11 protein-coding genes and 1 pseudogene are annotated in these 18,437 nt (G+C 62.1%); 8 read left to right on the top strand and 4 right to left on the bottom strand.

Annotation, left to right across the window (positions count from 1 at the left end; genetic code table 11):
* Window positions 1–187 precede the first annotated feature (187 nt).
* Window positions 188–1,237: a GGDEF domain-containing protein gene (locus tag QMX88_RS17905; RefSeq protein WP_282371660.1), complete on the bottom strand. Its 1,050-nt coding sequence runs from the start codon at window positions 1,235–1,237 to the stop codon at window positions 188–190.
* Between the two features lie 263 nt (window positions 1,238–1,500).
* Here QMX88_RS17905 and QMX88_RS17900 point away from each other — a divergent pair, with 263 nt between their 5' ends.
* On the top strand, window positions 1,501–2,526 hold the full coding sequence (locus QMX88_RS17900; RefSeq protein WP_192172516.1) for a YrzE family protein: 1,026 nt from the start codon (window positions 1,501–1,503) through the stop codon (window positions 2,524–2,526).
* Between the two features lie 109 nt (window positions 2,527–2,635).
* On the opposite strand, the gene QMX88_RS17895 is transcribed toward QMX88_RS17900, so the two are convergent.
* On the bottom strand, window positions 2,636–2,935 hold the full coding sequence (locus QMX88_RS17895) for an ArsR/SmtB family transcription factor (RefSeq protein WP_192172634.1): 300 nt from the start codon (window positions 2,933–2,935) through the stop codon (window positions 2,636–2,638).
* Between the two features lie 84 nt (window positions 2,936–3,019).
* On the opposite strand from QMX88_RS17895, the gene QMX88_RS17890 reads away from it, so the two are divergent.
* Both QMX88_RS17890 and QMX88_RS17885 read left to right on the top strand, forming a co-directional pair.
* Window positions 3,020–4,111, top strand: coding sequence for an NADH:flavin oxidoreductase/NADH oxidase (locus QMX88_RS17890; protein ID WP_282371657.1), 1,092 nt, complete (start codon window positions 3,020–3,022; stop codon window positions 4,109–4,111).
* A 128-nt stretch (window positions 4,112–4,239) separates the two neighbouring features.
* On the top strand, window positions 4,240–5,115 hold the full coding sequence (locus QMX88_RS17885) for a LysR family transcriptional regulator (protein WP_282371654.1): 876 nt from the start codon (window positions 4,240–4,242) through the stop codon (window positions 5,113–5,115).
* A gap of 34 nt (window positions 5,116–5,149) precedes the next feature.
* Here QMX88_RS17885 and QMX88_RS17880 read toward each other — a convergent pair whose 3' ends face one another.
* Complete coding sequence (locus tag QMX88_RS17880) at window positions 5,150–7,045, bottom strand: methyl-accepting chemotaxis protein (RefSeq protein WP_442969472.1); 1,896 nt, start codon at window positions 7,043–7,045, stop codon at window positions 5,150–5,152.
* A gap of 158 nt (window positions 7,046–7,203) precedes the next feature.
* Window positions 7,204–7,629, bottom strand: coding sequence for a VOC family protein (locus QMX88_RS17875; protein WP_074883781.1), 426 nt, complete (start codon window positions 7,627–7,629; stop codon window positions 7,204–7,206).
* 253 nt (window positions 7,630–7,882) lie between these two features.
* Here QMX88_RS17875 and QMX88_RS17870 point away from each other — a divergent pair, with 253 nt between their 5' ends.
* The 5 genes and pseudogenes from QMX88_RS17870 to QMX88_RS29755 all read left to right on the top strand — a co-directional run bounded on the left by QMX88_RS17870 (window position 7,883) and on the right by QMX88_RS29755 (window position 17,950).
* Window positions 7,883–8,395 (top strand): acyloxyacyl hydrolase, encoded by a 513-nt coding sequence (locus QMX88_RS17870; RefSeq protein WP_282371647.1) that lies wholly within the window; start codon window positions 7,883–7,885, stop codon window positions 8,393–8,395.
* 332 nt (window positions 8,396–8,727) lie between these two features.
* Window positions 8,728–9,759, top strand: a pseudogene (locus QMX88_RS29765) (cache domain-containing protein); the annotation flags it as partial.
* 15 nt (window positions 9,760–9,774) lie between these two features.
* Entirely contained in the window at window positions 9,775–10,614 is an 840-nt protein-coding gene (locus QMX88_RS29760) for a methyl-accepting chemotaxis protein (protein ID WP_423572567.1), read from the top strand.
* A 137-nt stretch (window positions 10,615–10,751) separates the two neighbouring features.
* Complete coding sequence (locus QMX88_RS17860; RefSeq protein WP_282371643.1) at window positions 10,752–11,963, top strand: GGDEF domain-containing protein; 1,212 nt, start codon at window positions 10,752–10,754, stop codon at window positions 11,961–11,963.
* Between the two features lie 371 nt (window positions 11,964–12,334).
* Entirely contained in the window at window positions 12,335–17,950 is a 5,616-nt protein-coding gene (locus QMX88_RS29755) for a putative Ig domain-containing protein (RefSeq protein ID WP_442969471.1), read from the top strand.
* Window positions 17,951–18,437 lie beyond the last annotated feature (487 nt).

The raw sequence follows: 18,437 nt of genomic DNA, 5'->3' as shown, positions 1-18,437 counted from the left end.
CGCGCGGCGCGCTGCAGTCGTGCAGCAGGCGCCGCCTGGCCGGCAGGCTGACGTTCGGATTGAGGTGTTTCGAATTGTTGCGACATTTAGCCCTGCGTGATCGGCAGGAACAAGCGACGAGCCCGACCTTTGCAGAGAATTTACATTCGGCGGATGCATCGGACGGGCTTCGCGAGGCCCGCCGCGCTCACTTCGCCAGCATGACCCGATTGCGTCCCTCCTGCTTGCCCTCGTACAAGCGCTGATCCGCCCGGTTCAGCGCATCCCGGAACGTCTCCCCATCATTCAGGATGGCCACCGCAAGGGTCGCCGTAAGGTTCAGGCTCTGCCTGATCTCCCCGCCCTGTTCGCGAATGTGCGTGAGTATCCGCTCGGCGATCAGCCGGGCGTCCTCGAAGCGGGTGTTGGGCATCAACACCAGAAACTCTTCGCCGCCCCAGCGCGCGGCGATGTCCGTGGTGCGTACACACTGGGCGATGACAGCGGCCACCTGCTGCAGCACCACATCGCCCATGTCATGACCGTGCTTGTCGTTGATCTGTTTGAAGTGATCAATGTCGATCAGCACCAGCGCCGTGGGGATCTCCCGCCGCCCCCCGCCTAGCTGACGCAGACGCTGCAGCACCCGCCGCCGGGTATAGAGATTGGTCAGGCTGTCGCGGTGGGCGGAGTGATAAAGGTTCATGTGCATCGACAGGTTGAAGCGCACCGACAACGCCGTGGCGTGCAGCAACAACGCCGTTGCGGTCAATGCGTTGGCTGCGCCAAACAGGTCCTGAACGTTTTCGCTGATGCTGAAGACCGGCACTTTGTTGCGCAGCAGGTACCCGCCCACGGTGACGATGAGCACGGCGGCGCTGAGGCAGCCTCTGCGCACCGGCGAGGAATGAAAGCCGAAGGCAATGATCGGCACAATGCAGAACACGTAGAGGTGGAAGTTGCTGTCCCAGCCGAGCACCCAGGTGGCGATGGCGGCGTGGGCGATGATTTCGATACAGATGAGCATGCCGGCGCAGCGATACAGCCGGCGTTTGATTGCCAGCAGACAGGCGATGTAAGCCGCGACGCTCGCCGCGTTGGTGACCCACATCACGGGCAGGTCCACGATCAGGAACAAACCCAGCAACAGCACGTGAATCGCGAACGCGATTTGCACGATCGGGATGATGTGTTTCCAGTATTCAACGGTGGCTTCCCGAGTGACCTGAGTGCGGTCATCGGCGGTGAGGGTATTCATCAGGCTGTCTCGGGAAAGATTATTACGGTGGTATAGAAGGTAGCCAAGGACAGCGTCCGGGGTGACGCCATATCGCGACTGGGAATAACACTGATTCCAATTTAATCTGCTTGCAGACCTTTGAATTTTCGGCAATTTTGATGCTTAGGCATTTTGCCAGCATTTTATTTTCCGCCTGCATAAAACTAATCAAAAAGTGCGGAGGTCATTGAATTACGCGCAACACGTCTTGCGCTCTGCCAATGACCAAAGGAACTGCCACTATGATTCGCGATGACCGAGTTACACCTGCCGCCTACGACGATCCTGTCTACCGGGGGACTGCTGTTGCCCCCTTGCTCAAACGAATTTCCTGGGGCGCCATTCTGGCCGGTGTGGTACTCGCGCTGGTGGTCTCGCTGATGCTCAGCCTGCTGGGCACCGCCATCGGCAGCGCCAGCATCGATCCGCTGCAAGAAGCCGATCCGCTGGCAGGCATGGGCAAAGGCACCGGCATCTGGCTGGGTGTGAGTATGGTCATTTCCCTGTTCGTCGGGGGCTGGGCCGCCGGCCGGTTGGCCCATCGCGAAGGCGCCTTCCACGGCATTCTGGTCTGGGCCAGCGTTTCGCTGATCAGCGTTTACCTGGTGTCCAGCGCCGTGACCGGCGTCGTGCGTGGCGGTTTGAATCTGGCGGGCAGCGGCCTGTCGGCAGTGGGCAGCGGCATTGCGCAAGTGGCCCCGGCCGTTGGCGGCAAGATCCAGGAGCAGCTGCGCGCCCAAGGCATCGACTTCAATCTGGACGATATCCAGGGCGAAATCGAACAAGCCATGCGCCAGACCGGCAAGCCTGAGCTGGACCCGAACAAGGTCAAGCAGGACGTCGCCACCACCCAGGAAGACGCGAAAAACACCGCACAACGCAGCGCCGAAGCCCCACAACAGGCCGACGAGCAACTGAGCGGCCTGCTCGACCGTCTGAAAGCCAAGGGCGACCAGGCGTGGGACGCTGCTGACCGTCAGGCCTTCGTCAACCTGATCAAGGCCCGTGGCAACAAGACCGACGCCGAAGCCAACCAGATCGTCGATCAGGCCCAGGCCAGCTACCGCCAGGCGTACGCCAAGTACCAGGAGCTGAAAGCCCAGGCAGAGCAGAAAGCCCGTGAAGCGGCTGACGTTGCGGCGAAAAACATTTCCCGCGCCGCCTGGATCCTGCTGATCACCCTGGTGGTTTCTGCCCTCGTGGCAGCCGGTGCCGGTGCAATGGGTCGTCGTACCCAACCGGCTGCGAAGATCGTCGGCGCTGTCTAAGCGTCAGGTTCAAGCCCGCAAATGAAATGGCCCGATCGCAAGATCGGGCCATCTTTGTTTGCGCTGAGGGCGGGTCTACTAACCGCACCGTACGTCTGAAAACGCCGGTTCACGCCTGAGCCAGAATGCACCCCAGCAACCCCGGAAAGCGAATATCCAGCTCCTCGGTGCGCAGCGAATTCATGTGCGTGGTGCCGATGTTGCGCGTGTGCACCAGGCCTGCGTCGCGCAGTACGCGGAAGTGGTGAGACATGCTGGACTTGGGCCGTCCGCCGTCGAGCTCGCCGCAGGTCGCCTCCGCCACCGTGGAAAGACAGCGAACGATTTCGAGGCGTACGGGGTCACTTAATGCGTAAAGCAAACGCTCAAGTGTGAGTTCGGTCGGTAACGGATGTTTGAAGGCGCGCATGCCGCGCATCATAGCGAGGGGTTTCATTCTTCGCCATATTTCGAATACTATCGAACAAGCGAATTCAATCATCAGGAGTATTTCATGTCTGCATTGTTCGAACCCTTCACGCTGAAGGACGTGACCCTGCGTAACCGCATTGCCATCCCTCCAATGTGCCAGTACACGGCAGACGACGGCGTCATCAACGAGTGGCACCACGTTCACCTCGCGAGCATGGCCCGCGGCGGTGCGGGCCTGGTGGTCGTCGAAGCCACTGCCGTCTCCCCTGAAGGCCGCATTACTCCGGGTTGCGCCGGCATCTGGAGCGACGAGCACGCCAAGGCGTTCATTCCTGCGGTGCAAGCGATCAAGGCAGCCGGCTCGGTCCCGGGCATCCAGATCGCCCACGCCGGTCGCAAGGCCAGCGCCAACCGTCCATGGGAAGGTGACGACCACATGGCCGCCGATGATGCCCGTGGCTGGCAGACCATCGCACCCTCGGCCATCGCCTTCGGCGCCAACCTGCCGAAAGTCCCCCAGGAAATGACCCTGGACGACATCGCCCGGGTCAAGCAGGACTTCGTCGACGCTGCACGCCGTGCCCGTGAAGTCGGCTTTGAGTGGATCGAGCTGCACTTCGCCCACGGTTACCTGGGCCAGAGCTTCTTCTCCGAACACTCCAACCAGCGCACCGATGCCTACGGTGGCAGCTTCGACAACCGCAGCCGCTTCCTGCTGGAAACCCTGGCCGCCGTGCGTGAAGTCTGGCCGGAAAACCTGCCCCTGACCGCGCGCTTCGGTGTGATCGAGTACGACGGCCGTGACGAGCAGACCCTCAGCGAATCCATCGAACTGGCGCGCCGCTTCAAGGCCGGCGGTCTTGATCTGCTCAGCGTCAGCGTCGGTTTCACCATCCCGGAAACCAACATCCCGTGGGGCCCGGCCTTCATGGGCCCGATCGCCGAACGCGTACGCCGTGAAGCCGATATCCCGGTGACCTCGGCGTGGGGTTTTGGCGATCCGAAACTGGCTCAGGCCGCCGTGCAGAACGGTCAGCTGGACTTGGTGTCGATCGGCCGGGCGCACCTGGCGGATCCGCATTGGGCTTATTTCGCCGCCAAAGAACTGGGCGTCGACAAAGCCTCGTGGACCCTGCCTGCGCCCTACGCGCACTGGCTGGAACGCTATCGTTAAGCGTCCCGCGTAAAAAAATGCCGCCCTTGAGGCGGCATTTTTATTTGTCGACGGCACTGGTTACTATCCGCTGCCGGCCGCCTGTGGGTGCGCCCTGCCCGATTTGAATTTCCTTCAAGGACCTGCCGATGATCAGAGAGTTGAAAACCTTCGTCTGCGTCGCGCGTCGAGGCACCTTTGCGGCGGCCGGGCGCGAGGTCGGGCTGACCCAGTCGGCGGTGAGCGCGCAGATCAAGAACCTCGAAGACGCTCTGGGCGTCACCCTCTTTGATCGCACCGGCCGCGCCGCCACCCTCAACGCCGCCGGACAACGCGCCGTGGCACTGGCCGAAGAAATGCTGCAGCTGTTCGGGCGCATGGGCAGCCCCGACAGCGCCAATGACTTTCGCGGCGCGCTGCGCATCGGCGCCATCAGCACGGCGCAGACCGGCATCCTGCCGCAAGCCTTGGTGGCGCTGCGCAGCAAGGCGCCGTTCATCGAGGCCAGTCTGGTGCCTGGGGTTTCATTGAACCTGCTCAGTCAGGTGGACGCCGGCGAGCTCGATCTGGCGATCATGATCAAACCGCCGTTCGCCCTGCCCAAAGAGCTGCACGCCGAGGTCCTCGCCAGAGAACCCTTCGTGCTGATCACACCATCCGGCATGCAGGGCGACGACCCTCGGCAGATCCTCTGCGACCACCCTTTCATTCGCTACGATCAGCGCTCGTTCGGCGGCCGCCGGGTCACGCAGTTCCTGCGCGAGCGCAAACTTGAGGTGCGGCAAACCCTGGAGCTCGATGAGCTGGACGCCATCGTCAAGATGGTCCGCGCCGGGTTGGGCGTGGCGCTGGTGCCCATGGCCGGGTTGTGGCTGGAGCATGCGGAGGACGTGCGGATCATCGACCTCGGTGAGCTGACCTTCTTCCGCGAGATCGTGCTGGTGAGCAAATACCTGCAGCGGCACACACCGCTGCTGGAATTGTTCAGAAGCTGCGTTGTGGACGCGCTCCCCCGCGCAGACTGACGCCATTGCCCGTCGTGCAAGTGCGCCTCGGCGGTCACACCTTGAATTTTCCGACCAGCGTCTGCAAGTGCACGCCCAACCGGGCGAGTTCAACACTGAACGCTGCGGTTTGTTCGCTGGCGGCCGATGTCTGCTCGGAGACTTCGCGAACGCTGATCACGCTGCGGTTTATCTCTTCCGCGACGGCGCTTTGCTCTTCAGCGGCAGCGGCAATCTGGTGGTTCATCGACTCGATGGACAGCACCGAGCGGGTGATGCCGCCCAGGGACACCCCGGCGCGCCGGCTCAGTTCGACACTGCTGTCAGTCAGCACGCGGCTGTTTTCAAGGCTCCCCGCCACCTGCTGCGTGCCGCTCTGCAGACCGGTGATCAGTTGCTCGATTTCTTCAGTGGAAGACTGGGTACGCTGGGCCAGGCTGCGCACCTCGTCAGCGACCACCGCAAAGCCCCTTCCCGCCTCGCCCGCCCGCGCAGCCTCGATGGCGGCGTTCAGCGCCAGCAAGTTGGTCTGCTGAGCGACCGACTTGATGACATCGAGGACGCTGCCAATTTTGCCGCTTTCGGTTTTCAGGTCCGCCATGGCCACCGTCGAGTGGCCGACTTCGGCAGCCAGGCGCTCAATTTGATTGATGGCCTGACGCACCACCTCGTCACCGTCGCGGGCCTCGCGGGTGGCGGTGGCCGCGGCCTCGGAAGCGCTTTCCGCGTTGCGTGCAACTTCCTGCACTGTGGCCGCCATCTCGTTCATGGCCGTCGCCACCTGATCGGTCTCGATCTTCTGGCTATTGACGCCCGCACTGGTTTGCTCGGTGATCGCTGACAATTCCTCGGCGGCACTGGCGATCTGCGTCACGCCATTGCGCAGGCCGGCAATCAGTTCGCGCAGGTTGACCGTCATCCGCGCCATGCTGCGTTGCAACATGCCCAGTTCGTCTTTGCGCGACACCACACGGGCATTTGTCAGGTCACCACCGGCCACCTGCTCGGCAGTGCGAAGCGCGTCCATCAAGGGCAGGACAATCAAGCGAGTGATCAGCCAGGCCGCAAGAATGCCGAGGATCAATGCGCCCAGTGTCGCGCCGCCCAACACGTTACGGGCGGCGTCCACATCTTCGCTGCGCAATACGGCCTGATTTTTTGCCAGTGCGTTACTGGCGGCAAACAGGCTGGCAATGTCTTCGTTCAACCCCAACTGAGCGTTGGCGGCTCCCGCTTGAGCCTCGCTGAACTGGCTGACCGTCAGCAAATAAGCGTCGAGGGCCGAGCCGAGGTGTTGCACGGCATCGTTTTGTGCCGCCGGCAGCGCCTGGCCAAGGACAGTGGTGTAGGCGCGAGCGTCACTGATGGCTTTTTTGGCCGGTGCTTCAAGCTCGGGTTTGAGACTGTAGGTGTAGCCGCGCAATTGGAAGCGCGCCTGCTCGACCAAGGCCTGCGCCTTCACCACCGCAGCGGTCTGCGCAGCGTCGCCGTTCGCGGAAATTGCGGCCTCAATCTTCTGCAATTGCTCCACCGCGGCGTCCGCATTGCTGCCGAAAATCCCACGAGAGGCCTCGCGATTCTGCACAGATTGAACGTAGTCGCTGAAGTGCGCGCGGTAGCGCTTGACCGCCTCCGTCGCCGACTGAATATGCGGGATATTCAACGCCGAATCGAAATTGGCGCGGCAGTACGCCAGGTGACTGTCGAGGTTGTCCAGCGCCTTGACCACCACAGCGGCGTGATCTACATCGTAATTGAGCGTGTAGGACAAGCGCGCGATGCGCATGTCACGCGTCAGGTCATTGAGCTTTGAGATGTCGAGAATCCGGTCTCCCCTTTCACTCAGTCCGCCGATCCCGGACCACCCTGCCAACGCTATCAGTAGGGTCAACACCAGCACTGCGCCAAAGCCCAGAGACAGCTTGGATCTGACGCTGATGTTTTCCAGCATCCTGTTCATCGCAGTGAGCATAAGTTTTCCAGTCCGATCCGATCATTAAGAGATGCTGAATCGGTTTATCGGCCGCTGGACAGGTAAGTTGAAGTGGCTGCAGTGCGGCTGAAACGAAAACGGGCGCCTTTGACAAGCACCCGAGGGGCACGCCCGGATTATTTGGCGAACAACTGACTCATGTCCTTGAACGCCTTGAATTCCAGCGCGTTGCCGCACGGATCGAACAGGAACATGGTGGCCTGCTCGCCCACCTGGCCCTGGAAGCGGATGTAGGGTTCGATCACAAACTTAGTTTCCCGGGCGCGCAGACGCTCCGCCAGCGCCTCCCATTCTTCCCAGTGCAAGATGATGCCGAAGTGCGGGACCGGTACGTCGTGGCCATCCACCGCGTTGGAATGCACGGATTCCTGGGAAGTGGTCTTCGGGTGCTCATGGATGACCAGTTGATGACCGTAAAAATCGAAATCGACCCATTGCTCGCTGGAGCGGCCTTCGGAAAGACCAAATACGTCGCCGTAGAAGTGGCGCGCGGCGGCGAGATCGTAAACGGGAATGGCGAGATGGAAGGGCGAGAGGCTCATGGGCGATCCTTGGAGCGGGAATGACAGAGCGGATTGTTGACCCTAATCGCACGCCGTAAAAGCGAATTATCCTTCTGCCGAGCCTCAACAATTTTGATCAATCGGGCGCTTGATACCGCTTGAATCATTCCAAAAACGAAGTTTTGGGAAATTTCATACAGGGCCAATGGAACTTTCGTAGTGGCGTTCTGCCCTACATCCGTTCGGGTGATTACTCTCCCCGGTTTTATTGACCTTTCTGGCTATCTCCACCATGAAAAAGCTACTGCTCGCTGCCCTTTGCCTGTCTTCTTTCGCCATGACCGCCAACGCCACGCAGATCTCCGGTGCATTGGGTGCCACCAGCCAAGGTGGCGTCACCGGCCGCGTTGCCCTGGGTTTCGACTGGGACAAGTCCTGGCTGGAAAGCTCCACCGGCAAGCTGACCGGCTATTGGGACCTGGGCTACACCTACTGGGAAGCAGGCAAACAGGCAGGCGCTCGCCACTCGGCGTCCTTTGCCCCAGTGTTCGTTTATGAGTTCGGCAGCGGTCCGGTGAAGCCCTATATCGAAGCCGGTGTGGGCGTTTCGTTGTTTACCGGTTCATCTGCGGGTGACCAGAAGTTCGGTTCCGCTTTCAACTTCGAAGACCGTCTCGGTGCCGGCCTGAAATTCGGCGACACCCAGCGCGTCGGCCTGCGCGTTACCCACTATTCAAACGCAGGAATCAAGGAGCCTAACGACGGGATCGAATCCTATGCGCTGGTCTACAGTCATGCGCTCTAAGGGATGAGGACTTAGCTGCGAGCTCGAGGCTTCAAGCTTCAAGCGCTGTACTTCGTGCTTGGGCCGCATAAGTCGAATGCCAGAGGGCTGCTTTTTGCAGCCCTTTTTTTTGGCGTCTGCCCTGCTCCACTTCCTCACGTCCTCGCCCTCCGCCCTCCTCGCTTAGCACGGTTACATGACTTGCGGGCCGTACACCCAGGACCGATTGTCAGATTCCAGTCAAATAGAGGCCTGTTTTGCGCAGCAAGCCATTCATCTATCCCGCTGGCCGCCGATAGCCCGACTGACACACTGCAATCCTTTCCCTGCAATCGCTTGAAGGCCCTCAAGGCATGACCAAATCCCTGAAATTCAGCCATAAAATCCTGCTGGCGGCGTCGCTGGTGGTGATCGCCGCGTTTACCTTATTCACCCTCTACAACGATTATCTGCAACGCAACGCCATCCGGGATCAGTTAAGGGAAAGTCTGAACCAGATGGGCGAAAGTACGGCCGGCAATATCCAGAACTGGATGTCGGGACGCATCCTGCTGGTGGAAAACGTCGCCGAGGGCGCCGCCGTGTCGTCGCCCGAGGTGTTCAACCGGCTGCTCGGTCAGCCGACGCTGATCTCGACGTTCATGAGCATCTACCTGGGCAGAGCCGATGGTTCATTCGTGACGCAACCGCCTGATGACATGCCCGGCGATTACGACCCGCGCACCCGCCCGTGGTACACCGATGCACTTAAGGCCGGCAAGACCACCTTGACCGAGCCCTATCTGGACGCCGTGACCAAAGGCCTGATCGTGACCATCGCCACGCCGGTGAAAGGCCCTTCCGGCGTCGCCGGCGTTGCGGGCGGCGACCTGAGTCTGGAAGTGCTGGTGAAGATGATCAGCGCGCTGCGCCTGCAGAACGACGGCCATGCCTTTCTGGTCGACGCCAACGGCCGCATTCTCGTGCATCCGGACACCTCGCTGGTGATGAAAACCCTGGCCGAGGTCTACCCGAACGCTACGCCGCGCCTGTCCGAAGACGTCAGCGAAAGCGAGCACGCCGGCAAGACCGAAGTCGTCACCTTTGCTCACGTTGACGGTCTGCCGTCGGTCAACTGGTACGTCGGCATCGCGGTGGACAAGGCCCAGGCCTACGCCGCACTGGGCGATTTCCGTAACTCGGCGATCGTCGCCACGATCATCGCGGTGGTGCTGATCATTGCGCTGCTGGGCGTGTTGCTCAGCGTGCTGATGCGTCCGCTGAACACCATGGGCCGCGCCATGCACGACATCGCGGCAGGCGAAGGCGATCTCACCAAGCGCCTGGAGATCCTCAGCCAGGACGAATTCGGCTACCTGGGCAACGGCTTCAACCTGTTCGTGGAGCGGATCCATGACTCCATGCGCGAAGTGGCCTCCTCCACCGTGCAGCTCAACGAAGTCGCGCTGCGCGTGGTCAGCGCGTCGAACTCCTCGATGCTGAACTCCGATCAGCAGGCCAACCGCACCAGCAGTGTGGCGGCAGCCATCAACGAGCTGGGCGCTGCGGCGCAGGAGATCGCACAGAACGCCGCCATGGCGTCCGGGCATTCCAGCGATGCGCGCAATATGGCGTCCAGTGGTCAGGCCGTGGTCGGTCAGAACATTCAGGCGATGAACCGTTTGTCGACGCGCATCAGCGGCGCCAGCGAGCAGATCGAGCAGCTGAACACCAAGACCGCCAACATCGGGCAGATTCTGGAAGTCATCACCGGGATCTCCCAGCAGACCAATCTGCTGGCCCTCAACGCTGCCATCGAAGCAGCACGCGCCGGGGAAGCCGGGCGCGGGTTTGCCGTGGTCGCTGACGAGGTCCGCAGCCTGGCCCATCGCACCCAGGAGTCGGCCAGTCAGGTGCAGAAAATGATCGAGGAGCTGCAGCACGGCGCCCGTGAAGCGGTGGCGATCATGAATGACAGCCAGCGCGAGAGCCATGAAAGCGTCAGCATCGCCAATCAGGCCGGCACCAGCCTGGAAAGCGTGACCGTGCGTATTGGCGAGATCGACGCGATGAACCAGTCGGTCGCCACCGCCACCGAGGAGCAGACTTCGGTGGTCGAGGCGATCAACGTCGACATCACCGAGATCAACACACTGAACCAGGAAGGCGTGGAAAACCTGCAGGCCACGTTGCGCGCCTGTTCCGACCTGGAACGTCAGTCGGTGCGTTTGACGCAGCTGGTGGGCAGTTTCCGGATCTGAGGCAAGACGGAGCGCTGTTCATCGCAAACCTGACGCTTGATCGGTCAGTCCTTGCGAAAACGGCGCTCCGACGAAATGATGGCACTAAGACATCACCGATGATGTCATAGTCCGGTAACCCATCTCTTTGGTGCAACATGCTTTCCTTTGTCCTCGATCGACCTGGCCCCCATGACGCGCAACTTCTCGCCGAGGTCGATCGCACCATCGCATCGCGTTTTCGCAGCCTGCGTTTCAGCACTGAGCTGGAACAGCGCTACGAGGCCGAAACGCTTGAGCAACGCCGCCAGTTTCTGTCCGCCGTGGGCATCGGCGGCATCCTCATCTACAACCTGTTCATGGTCAGCGACTGGCTCAGCCTGAACGACATGTTTACCTACGTGGCGCTGGGCCGTGTCTGCCTGATGACGCCGATCTTTATGATTCTGCTGATCATCGCGCGGCGCGCCAGCACCCGACGCATTGTGGAAGCGACGGCAGCCATCGGCACCGTGACGTGTTCGGTGATGCCGCTGATAGCGATGATCTACAGCGAAAGTCCGTTCCGCTTGCACTATCAGCTGGGGATGCTGCTGATCATGGTGTATTGCACGGTGATCCAGCAGGTGCCGGTGCGCTGCGCGGCGGTGGCCATGGCCTGCATGCTGGTCATTCAGCTGGTGACCACTTACCTCGCTGAGTTCGCCGACTTTCAGATCTGGCAAGCCAATGCGCTGTTGTTCTTCTCCACCGCGGCGTTGCTGATGATGGCGTCGTGGTTTCTGGAACACGGAAGCCGCCTGAGTTATCTGTTTGCGTTGCGCGGGCAGTTGCTGCGAGCGCAACTGGTGGAACTGGCGCGCATCGATTCGCTGACGCAATTGTTCAACCGGCGTTTTCAGGGCGAGGTGCTGGCCTCCCTGTGGAGCCGCGCAACGCAGACCCCCACGAACGTCGCGGTCATCCTGCTGGACATCGATCACTTCAAATCCTACAACGACAACTACGGGCATCTGCAGGGCGACACCTGCCTGCGGTTGCTGAGTGGCGTGATCCAGCGCACGGCGCAGAAAGCCGACGCCCTGACCTTTCGCTTCGGCGGCGAGGAAATCATGGTGCTGATGACCCACGCCCACCCGGCCCAGGCCAGGGCCCTGGCAGAAAACCTGCGCGCGGCGGTCGCCGCGCTGAACGTGCCTCACCCGGTGCTGGGCGACGGCGCCAGGGTCACCATCAGCCTGGGCGTCGCCATCGCCAGCGCACCTCAGACCAGCGCCGAAGCGCTCATCGCCATGGCCGACAAGGCCCTCTATGCCGCCAAGGGCGAAGGCCGCGACTGCCTGCGCTGCGCCCCCGCTGAAGTGGCCTAGTAGGCCCGCTAACCCATAATAGGACTCGGCTAACGCGAACTTTGCGGGACCGGCTTTAGCCGGGAAGGCGTCAGCATTCACACCGCAGAATCGAGGGTGCCCACACGGGCCTCTTCCCGGCTGAAGCTGGTCCTGCCAAGCGATCTTCATCGCTCGCAGACTCCTCATCTCTCCAAAAGTGCCAGAAAAGCATATCCCTTCAAACGTCAATTACGTGACACCAACAACCACCGAAATGTGCCGATCGTCACAAAACGACGGTTTTCCGACATACGGCGACAACTTTTCCGTTCAGGTGGGTCATACCTGCTGCAGTGCCGATTGGAAATTGGCACGCAGCGTGACCTCAGCCTGTGACCGGAGATAAGTACATGATTTTTAACGTCCAAAATTTTGGCGCCAAGGGAGATGGCGTCTCTGACGACACCGCGGCCATCCAACAAGCGATTGATGCAGCTGCGGCGGCGGGTGGAGGACAAGTCTATGTACCCCCCGGGACCTACATCGTGTCAGGCGGCGAGGAACCATCCGACGGCTGCCTCATGCTCAAGAGCAACGTCTACATGTACGGCGACGGCATGGGCGTCTCCAACATCAAGGTCGCGGACGGTTCGGACACGAAAATCACCGGCGTCATCCGCTCCGCCTACGGCGAAGAGACCCACGACTTCGGGCTGAGCAACCTGACCATCGACGGCAACCGGGACAACACCACCGGCAAGATCGATGGGTGGTTCAACGGCTACATCCCGGGCAAGGAAGGTTACGACTCCAACGTCACCCTCGATGGCGTGGAAATCAAGGACTGCTCCGGTTACGGCTTTGACCCCCACGAACAGACCGTGAACATGGTCATCAAGAACAGCGTGTCCCACGGCAACGGCCTGGACGGCTTTGTCGCTGACTTCCTCAGCGACAGCACCTTCGAAAACAACATCGCCTACGACAACGATCGCCACGGTTTCAACGTGGTCACCAGCAGCCACGATTTCACCCTCAGCAACAACGTCGCCTACGGCAACGGCGGTGGCGGCATCGTCGTGCAGCGCGGCAGCGAGAACATCCCTTCGCCGAACAACATCACCATCACCGGCGGTGAGGTCTATGGCAACGGCGCCGAAGGCGTGCTGATCAAGCTGTCCAGCGAGGTCACCATGACCGGCGTCGACATCCACGACAACGCCAGCGCCGGCGTTCGCATCTACGGCAGCAACAACGTCGACGTCATCAACAACACCCTGAGCAACAACTCACTGGGCGGCGGCGTACCGGAAATCATCATTCAGTCCTACGACGACACCAAGGGCGTTTCCGGCAAGTATTACAACGGCAGTGACAACACCGTTCAGGGCAACACCATCAACGGCAGCGCCCTGTCGACCTATGGCGTGGCCGAGCGCAACGAAGACGGCACCGACCGCAACGCCATCATCGGCAACACCATCACCCATACCACCAAGGGCGACACCCTGGTGTATGGCGATGGCAGCTACGTCAGCGCGACCGTGCCAGTGGTGGCGGTTCAGGGCACCGACGGCAACGACACCCTGCTGGGCAGCGACGCCAACGAGATTTTCTACGCCGGCGCGGGCAATGACACCGTCAACGGCGGTGGCGGCAGCGACATCCTCATCGGCGGCGCCGGGGTCGACAAGCTCACCGGCGGCGCGGGCGCGGACATCTTCCGCTTCACCAGCGAGTCCGACAGCTACCGCACCGCGACCACCAGCTTCGACGACACCATCACCGACTTCGACCCGACCCAGGACAAGATCGACCTCGCCGGCCTGGGCTTCACCGGGCTGGGCAACGGCCGTGGCGGCACCCTGCAGATCAGCTACAGCGCCAGCAACGACCGCACTTACATCAAGGATTACGATGCCGACACCAACGGCAATCGCTTCGAGCTGATCCTCGCCGGGAATCTGGTCAGCGCACTGACCGCCGACAACTTCATCTTCAACCGCACCCTCACCGGCACCACCGGCAACGACTCGCTGCAGGGCACTGACGGGGCAGACACCTTGCTGGGTCTGGCCGGCAACGACAGCCTGGCGGGCGGCGCCGGTGACGATCGTCTCGACGGCGGTGCCGGGCAGGACACCCTGAGTGGCGGCGCTGGCGCTGACACCTTCGTGTTCTCCAGCCGAACCGACAGCTACCGCAACTACAACGCCGGCGGCGCGAATCTCGGCGACGTGATCACCGATTTCGACGTCACCGCCGACAAGATCGACCTCTCCAAGCTGGGCTTCACGGGCCTGGCCGACGGCATGAACAACACCGTGTACGCGGTGCTCAACGACGCCGGCGACAAGACTTACATCAAGTCGCTGACCGCCGATGCCGAAGGCAACCGCTTCGAAGTCGCGCTCGTGGGCAACTACCTCGACAAACTGACCAGCGCCAACTTCGTCTTCGCCACCGCCCCGACGGTGAATCAGGCGCCCGTCGTCGCCAACCCGCTGCTGGACCAGAACGCCACCGAAAACACGCCGTTCAGCTACGTCGTGCCCGGCACCAGCTTTACCGATCCGGACAACGACACCCTCAGCTACAGCGCGACCCTGGCCGACGGCACCGCCCTGCCGACCTGGCTGATTTTCGATGCCGCGACCCGCACCTTTAGTGGCACACCGGGCAACACGGCGTCGGGCACCTACGCGATCAAAATCACCGCGAGCGACGCCAGCAACGCCACCGTCAGCGACAGCTTCACCCTCGCCGTGCAGGACGTGCCAGTGACGCCGGGCGTGATCAACGGCACGCCGGGCAACGACACGCTGACCGGCACCACCGGCAACGACCAGATCTTCGGCGGGGCGGGCAATGACACCCTGAACGGCGGCGACGGCAACGACGTCCTCATCGGTGGCGCCGGTGCCGACAAACTCACCGGCGGTGCGGGGGCGGACGTGTTCCGCTTCACCTCCACCCAGGACAGCTACCGTACGGCGACCACCAGCGCCAGTGACCAGATCCTTGATTTCGATGTCACCGCCGACAAAATCGACGTCTCGGGCCTGGGCTACGGCGGCCTGGGCAACGGCCTCAACGGCACGCTGCAGGTGACCTACAACGCCAGCACCAACCGCACCTACGTCAAGGACAACGTCGCGGACGCCAACGGCAACCGTTTCGAACTGTCCCTGGCGGGTAATCTGGCCGGCAGCCTCAACGCCAGCCACTTCGTCTTCGCCAGCCAGAATGCGCCCGTCAACGTGGCGCCGGTGGTGGTGATTCCGCTGCTGGACCAGAACGCGACGGAAAACTCGCCGTTCACCTACGCGGTCACCAGCAACAGCTTCTCCGACGCCAACAACGACGCGCTGACCTACACCGCGACCCTGGCCGATGGCAGTGCTCTGCCCGACTGGCTCAGCTTTGACAGCACCCGCCTGACCTTCAGCGGCACGCCGACCAGCACCGCCTCCGGCAACTACACGCTGCTGATCAAGGCCACCGACCCGTCGGGCGCGTCAGTCAGTGACAGCTTCGCCCTGGCAGTGGCCGATGCGCCGGCCAGCACCATCACCGGCACCGACAACGGCGAAGCGATCGCTGGCACTGCCGGCGCCGACCTGATCCTCGGCCTGGGCGGCAACGACACCATTCGCGCCGGCGCAGGGCCGGACATCATTGACGGCGGCGCGGGTCGCGACTCGCTGTATGGCGGCGACGGTGCTGACACCTTCCGCTACACCAGCGTCCAGGACAGCTACCGCGACTACAACACCGGCGGTGTCACCGCGACTGACACGATCTACGATTTCACCCACGGCGTGGACAAGATCGACGTCTCCGCCCTGGGCTTCCTCGGCCTGGGCGATGGCAGCAACGGCACGCTGTACCTGAGCCTCAACGCCGCTGGCGACAAAACCTACATCAAATCCAGCGTCCCCGACGCTGACGGTCACCGCTTCGAGATCGCCTTAAGCGGCAACTACATGAACACCCTCACCGCCGACGACTTCGTGTTCGGCTCCCGGGCCGACCAGGACATTCTGTTCCTGCCGACCCTCGGCCAGTCCAACGCACGTCTGCTGCGCATGACCGAAGACGACAGCCAGTCCGGCACCACCATGCTGGTGGACGGTTTGAGCAAATACACTACCTACGACGTGCGCAGCCAGTTCAACGACGCCGACGGCAATGGCATCGACATCGCGGTGGGCGGCAGCACGGTCAACGGCCTGTCGACCTTCGGCCCTGAAGAGCTGAAGCTGTGCTGGTGGCTGACCGACACCGACCAACCGGGCCCGGCCCTGTTGCGCGCCGTGGCCTTGCTGAACGACCAGCTCACCGAGCTGAAGTCGATCGACAACGTGACCATTGGCATCATCTGGGGCCAGGGCGAAGAAGCGGCGCAGGAAATCGCCCGCGCTTCGGACAAGGACGCTGCGGCGGCGGCGTACAAGGCGGCGACCTTGTCGGTGTTTGATTACCTGCACGCGCAGTTCGGTAACTTCAACGTGTACATGATGGAAACAGGTCACTACGACCAGGACGCGGCCCGCGCCCGCGGCTTCTCGGAAGAGAAGATCGCCGGCATCGTCGAAGGTGTCGGCTACGTCCGCGCCACCCAGGAAGCGATCGCCGCCCAGCGTGACGATGTGAAGATTGCGGTGGATTACACCGACCTGCCCCTGCGCCACGAAGTCGACCCGCTGGTCTACCCCGACGACGTCTGGCACTTGCACGAAGAGTCTGCCGAAATCGTCGGTCAGCGTCTGGCCGACTACATCGCCGACGACCTGGGCTTCCACGGTGACCCGAGCGACAACAACAGCGTGCAGGCCATCTTCGACGGCGCACAGAACGAAGGCGGCATGATCTTCGGCACCGACCAGGACGACACCCTGGTGGGCTCGTCCGGCAACGACACGCTGGACGGCGACCTTGGCGCCGACAGCATGACGGGCGGCGACGGCAATGACATTTACATCGTCGACAACGCCTTCGACAGCGTCACCGAAAGCAGCGACTCGCCTTCGCAGATCGACACCGTGCAGGCGTCGGTCAGCTGGACCCTCGGCGCGAACCTGGAAAACCTGGTGCTCACTGGTGTCTCGGCCATCGACGGCAACGGTAACGACCTGCGCAACTTCATCACCGGCAACGCGGCGGCCAACGTGATTGATGGCGCCGGCGGTGCCGACAGCATGAGCGGCGGCAATGGCAACGACACGTACTACGTCGACAACAGCGGCGACAGCGTGATCGAAACCAACGCCGATCGCGTCTCCGGCGGCATCGACAGCGTGCACAGCACCCTGGCGACGTTCACCCTGGGCAGCAACGTCGAAAACCTGTACATCGACAGCCTCGATGCGGCCAACGGCATCGGTAACGCGCTGGACAACGTGCTGTTCGCCGGCATCGGCAACAACGTGCTGGACGGGCGGGACGGTAACGACACCGTGTCTTACGTTGGCGCGCAGGCAGGCATCACCGCCACGCTGTCGACCTCGGCCCAGCAGAACACCGGCGGCTCCGGCCTGGACACGCTGAAGAGCGTCGAGAACCTGATCGGCAGCGCCTTCGCCGACAGCCTGACCGGCAACAGCGGCGCCAACGTGCTCAACGGCGGCGCCGGCGATGACACGCTGATCGGCGGCTCGGGCAACGATCGTTTGATCGGCGGCGCGGGTACCGATTCGCTCACCGGCGGCACCGGGGCCGACACTTACGTGTTCGACTCTGTCGCCGACATGGGTGTCGGTGCGCTGCGCGACGTGATCAGCGGCTTCAAGAGCGCCGAGGGCGACCTGCTCGACTTCAGCGCCCTGGACGCCAATCCGCAAACGCCGGGCATCGACGCGTTTACCTTCATTGGCAGCAACGCCTTTGACAGCAACGACGCCACCGGGCAGATACGTTTTGCCGACGGGATCCTCTACGGCAGCATCAACGCCGACGCCACCCCGGACTTCGAAATCCAGCTGGTCGGCGTCAAGGAGCTGCACGTCACTGACCTCGTTGCCTGATTGATCGCGTAAACACAAAAACGGCCTCCGCAATGGAGGCCGTTTTTTTTGATGGATAGCGCAGCTGCCGGCCCCTTCCCGGCTAAAGCCGGTCCCACTGAAAGCATCCCGTGCATCCAATGTGACTGACTGAAACCCGAACGATGGGATTGCATATCCCCTGTGGGACCGGCTTCAGCCGGGAAGGCGTCAGATGCCACACCCAAAATCCGCTGCGTACTCAATGGCCTCTTCCCGGCTAAAGCCAGTCCCACTAAAAGCATCCCGTGCATCCAGTGTCACTGACTGAAACCCGAACGGTGGGATTGCATATCCCCTGTGGGACCGGCTCTAGCCGGGAAGGCGTCGGATGCCACACCGCAAAATTCACTGCGCACGCACTGGCCTCTTCCCGGCTAAAGCCGGTCCCACTAAAAGCAGGAGTGAGCTTGCTCACGAAGAGGCCGGGACATTCAGTGAATCTTCAGCGGTTGGAACGGCGCCTTCG

The sequence above is a fragment of the Pseudomonas sp. PS02290 genome (assembly GCF_029960075.1).
Taxonomy (GTDB): Bacteria; Pseudomonadota; Gammaproteobacteria; order Pseudomonadales; family Pseudomonadaceae; genus Aquipseudomonas.
The sequence above is the reverse complement of the archived record's forward strand: the minus strand, read 5'-3'. Positions and strand labels throughout refer to the sequence as shown.

Coding starts and splice junctions, on each gene's coding strand:
- QMX88_RS17885 (WP_282371654.1), top strand. CDS start 4,240: ATGATCAGAGAGTTGAAAACCTTCGTCTGCGTCGCGCGTCGAGGCACC.
- QMX88_RS17895 (WP_192172634.1), bottom strand. CDS start 2,935: ATGCGCGCCTTCAAACATCCGTTACCGACCGAACTCACACTTGAGCGT.
- QMX88_RS17880 (WP_442969472.1), bottom strand. CDS start 7,045: ATGCTGGAAAACATCAGCGTCAGATCCAAGCTGTCTCTGGGCTTTGGC.
- QMX88_RS17890 (WP_282371657.1), top strand. CDS start 3,020: ATGTCTGCATTGTTCGAACCCTTCACGCTGAAGGACGTGACCCTGCGT.
- QMX88_RS29760 (WP_423572567.1), top strand. CDS start 9,775: ATGCGCGAAGTGGCCTCCTCCACCGTGCAGCTCAACGAAGTCGCGCTG.
- QMX88_RS29755 (WP_442969471.1), top strand. CDS start 12,335: ATGATTTTTAACGTCCAAAATTTTGGCGCCAAGGGAGATGGCGTCTCT.
- QMX88_RS17860 (WP_282371643.1), top strand. CDS start 10,752: ATGCTTTCCTTTGTCCTCGATCGACCTGGCCCCCATGACGCGCAACTT.
- QMX88_RS17875 (WP_074883781.1), bottom strand. CDS start 7,629: ATGAGCCTCTCGCCCTTCCATCTCGCCATTCCCGTTTACGATCTCGCC.
- QMX88_RS17905 (WP_282371660.1), bottom strand. CDS start 1,237: ATGAATACCCTCACCGCCGATGACCGCACTCAGGTCACTCGGGAAGCC.
- QMX88_RS17900 (WP_192172516.1), top strand. CDS start 1,501: ATGATTCGCGATGACCGAGTTACACCTGCCGCCTACGACGATCCTGTC.
- QMX88_RS17870 (WP_282371647.1), top strand. CDS start 7,883: ATGAAAAAGCTACTGCTCGCTGCCCTTTGCCTGTCTTCTTTCGCCATG.